The organism is Streptomyces sp. NPDC056948, assembly GCF_042674225.1.
GTDB lineage: Bacteria > Actinomycetota > Actinomycetes > Streptomycetales > Streptomycetaceae > Streptomyces > Streptomyces purpurascens.
Genome location: NZ_JBHUQX010000283.1, coordinates 1 through 3,407 on the forward strand (window position 1 = coordinate 1; position 3,407 = coordinate 3,407).

The following is a 3,407-nucleotide window of genomic DNA, read 5'->3' on the forward strand; positions in this document are numbered from 1 at the left end:
CCCGTAGCGGTGAGGGACTTTCGTATGTCCGTTCGTCGCTACGCTAAGTATTCGAACAATGTCGCAGCGTGTAAACGACCGAGCGTACTATCCCTTCGCGTCCGGTTTCCGGCGGATGCTGAATATGACACGGCGATGATCCGGTCGGACTAAGCTCGCCCGCAGCGCACCGGCTTGAGATGAATTCGTGCGCTTGTTCCCCAATGTGTGGAACCCCAGCCGACTCCTGTCAGAAGGCCTACATGGTGAGTGTTCAATCCCCTCCCGTTCGCCGTGAACTTCCCTACGCGCGCGTGCTGTTGCTGCCGGCCATAGCGATGGCCGCGGCGTCCGGAGCCGCCGTCGCCCTGGTGACGGAGTCGGCCCGGCTCGCCGTCGGCTGGTGCGGTGGCATCGCCACCGCGCTGGTGATCGCGACGGCAGCCGAGGCGGTCCGCCGCGGCCGTGCCCTGCGGAACCAGCGTGCCGAGCACGCCCGCCACAGCGCGTATCTGGAACAGCGGATCGCCGGCCACGAGCACGAGTTGGTCCGCTTCTCGAGGGAGATCGTCCCTGCCGCCCTCGACCTGCTGCGCACCGGAGAATCCCCCAGGGAGGTGATTCGCAAGCTCGGCCTGGCCGACCCCGCGTACCGCGACCTCCCCGAGCCGGAGGTCGAGACGCTCCTGACGGTGCTCAGGATCGTCGACCACGAAGTGACCATGCGTGATGCCGCCGCTCGCTCCTTCGTCACGGTCGCCCGCCGCGTCCAGGCGATCGCGCACCAGCAGGCCGAGGAACTCCGGGAGATGGAGGAGGACCACGGACGCAACCCCGAGGTCTTCGACGACCTGCTGCGCATCGACCACGGCAACGCCCTGATCGGCCGCCTCGCCGACTCCGTCTCCGTCCTCGGCGGCGGCCGCCCCGGCCGGCAGTGGCCCGAGCCGGTGTCCCTGTACAGCACGCTGCGCGGCGCCATGTCCCGCATCCTGGAGTACCGGCGCATCCAGCTCTCCTCCATCGCCAAGGTCAGCGTCAAGGGCATCTACGTCGAGCCCGTCATCCACGCCGCGGCCGAACTCCTCGACAACGCCACGCGCTACTCGCCGCCGCAGACCAAGGTGCACGTCACCGCCACCGAGGTGCAGACCGGCGTCTGCATCGAGATCGAGGACGGCGGTGTCAACCTCAACGAGGAGGCACGGGCCCGGATCGAGGGCATGCTGGAGGCCGCCAAGGCAGGCGTCGACCTCCAGGACATCGGTGAGCACCCGCGCCTGGGCCTGGCCGTCGTCGGCCGCCTCTGCACGGCGTACAACATGCAGGTGTCGCTGCGGGCCTCGGCGTACGGCGGCGTCCGCGCCATCCTCATCGTGCCGAGCGAGATGATCACCCACGAGCCCGGTGTCGGACTCGCCCACGGCATCGGCGCCACCGGCGCCCCCATGACGGTCGGCATTCCCGAAGGCCCCAAGCGCGCGCCCAAGAGGCGCCGTCCCACCAGCCCGCGCATCCCCGAGACGGTCTCCATGGAGGACGACGACGTCCCCGAGGTCACCGAGTGGACGACGAACGGTCTGCCGCAGCGCCGCAGCCGGGTGAAGATGCCGCTCTCCGAGCGACTCGCCCAGCAGGCCGCCAACGAGAAGGCCGACCGGGAGGCCGCGGAGCGGGGCGAGTACAACCCCTGGGCGGCGGCAGCGGAGCCCGAGTCCAAGCCCCTGCGCGACATGTCGGCGCCCGACGCCCCCGGCAAGGGCCTCGAGGCCTTCTGGGAGGGACTCAAGCAAGGCATCGAACCCGGCACGCACCCGACGGACTTCCTGCGGAACCCGACCAAGTATCTGCACCTGATCAACGACCCGGCCCGCTCCGAGGCCGATGACGAGGGGGACCTCAAGTGATCCAGCAGCGAGGCAACTTCGACTGGATGCTCAAGGAGCTCGCCAGCGGTGTGCCGGGCATCGAGATGATCGTGGTGCTCTCGGCCGACGGTCTGCGCATCGCCCGCTACGGCGGTGAGCCCGACGCGGCCGACCGGGTCGCCGCGGCCTGCGCCGGCCTGCAGTCCCTCGCGGGCAGCATCTGCCAGGAACTCACCGTGGGCGACGGCGAGATGAAGCTCGTCATGATCGAGATCGACCGCGGCTACTTCTACCTGATGAACGCCGGCGCCAACGCCTTCCTCGCGGTGCTCTCCGACGTGCGGTGCGAACCCGGCCGGATGAGCGCGATGATGCGTGACCTCATCGTCCGGATCGGCGGCCATCTGACCACTCCGCCCCGGCGTAACGGGCAGATCGTATGACGCCTCCGCAACGCCAGAGGCGCGACCCCACCCCGGAATCGCCCCCGCCCCAGGAGGGCGAGGGCAAGGTCAGAAACCCGGAGCGGATGTACGTGGTGGCCGGCCCGGACGGTGAACGGGCCGAGCTCGACCTGGTGACGTTAATCGTGGCGCGTGCCGAAGACCCGCCGCCTTCCGCCTCCCCCGAGCAGGCGGCGCTGCTCCGGCTCTGCGCCGCCCCCCTGTCCGTGGCCGAGCTCTCGGCCTACCTCCACCTGCCGTTCAGCGCGATGGGCGTGCTGCTCACCGAGCTGCTGACGGCGGACCTGGTGCAGGCGCGCGCCCCGATCGTCCGCCAGTCACGCACCGACCGTTCCCTCCTCGAAGCGGTGATGAATGGACTTCAAAGGCTCTGACACCATCCCGGGCCCCCGGGCCGAGGACCAGTTGCCCCACACGGCACAGTCCGCGGCCAAGATCGTGATCGTGGGTGGCTTCGGCGTCGGCAAGACGACCATGGTCGGCTCGGTCAGCGAGATCACACCGCTGACCACCGAGGAGACCATGACGCAGGCCGGCATCGGTGTCGACGACAACTTCGGCTCCGCGTCCAAGACGGCCACCACCGTCGCCATGGACTTCGGCCGCATCAGCATCACCGACCAGCTCGTGCTGTACCTCTTCGGCACACCCGGCCAGCAGCGCTTCTGGTTCCTGTGGAACGGCCTGTTCGAGGGCGCGCTCGGCGCGGTGGTGCTGGTCGACACCCGTCGGCTGGAGGTCAGCTTCGATGTCATGGGGCGCCTGGAGGAGCGCGGCGTGCCGTTCGTGGTGGCGGTCAACTCCTTCCCGGACGCGCCCCGTTACGCCCTCGAGGAGCTGCGCACGGCCCTCGACCTCGCCCCGGACATCCCGATCATGGAGTGCGACGTACGCCGCCGGGCCTCCAGCCGTGACGTCCTGATGACCCTCATGCGCTTCCTGCACTCGCTCGCCATGACGGGCTCGCTCACCTGATCACCCCCCCCGGCCCCCCCCCCCAATACCCCCCCACACAACAGGTTGCCCAAAAGATTTGGGGGGGCCACAGTTTGGCCCGAATAACACACCGCCGACCAATCGGACGCCCCCCCCCGCC

Annotated in this window: 4 protein-coding genes; all 4 read left to right on the forward strand. The window is 69.3% G+C overall.

The genetic code is table 11. The features are described from left to right. Nucleotides 1-242 precede the first annotated feature (242 nt). From ACFTZL_RS30150 to ACFTZL_RS30165, 4 genes are read left to right on the forward strand one after another with little or no spacing between them, the layout of a single operon-like run. Nucleotides 243-1,886: a sensor histidine kinase gene (locus ACFTZL_RS30150; RefSeq protein ID WP_382588868.1), complete on the forward strand. Its 1,644-nt coding sequence runs from the start codon at nt 243-245 to the stop codon at nt 1,884-1,886. Continuing rightward, on the forward strand, nt 1,883-2,290 hold the full coding sequence (locus tag ACFTZL_RS30155) for a roadblock/LC7 domain-containing protein (RefSeq protein ID WP_382588870.1): 408 nt from the start codon (nt 1,883-1,885) through the stop codon (nt 2,288-2,290). Before ACFTZL_RS30150 ends, ACFTZL_RS30155 begins: the two co-directional genes overlap by 4 nt. Next, complete coding sequence (locus ACFTZL_RS30160) at nt 2,287-2,685, forward strand: DUF742 domain-containing protein (protein WP_382588872.1); 399 nt, start codon at nt 2,287-2,289, stop codon at nt 2,683-2,685. Before ACFTZL_RS30155 ends, ACFTZL_RS30160 begins: the two co-directional genes overlap by 4 nt. Further along, nucleotides 2,666-3,286 (forward strand): ATP/GTP-binding protein, encoded by a 621-nt coding sequence (locus tag ACFTZL_RS30165; RefSeq protein ID WP_382588874.1) that lies wholly within the window; start codon nt 2,666-2,668, stop codon nt 3,284-3,286. The genes ACFTZL_RS30160 and ACFTZL_RS30165 overlap by 20 nt, the downstream gene beginning before the upstream one ends. Nucleotides 3,287-3,407 lie beyond the last annotated feature (121 nt).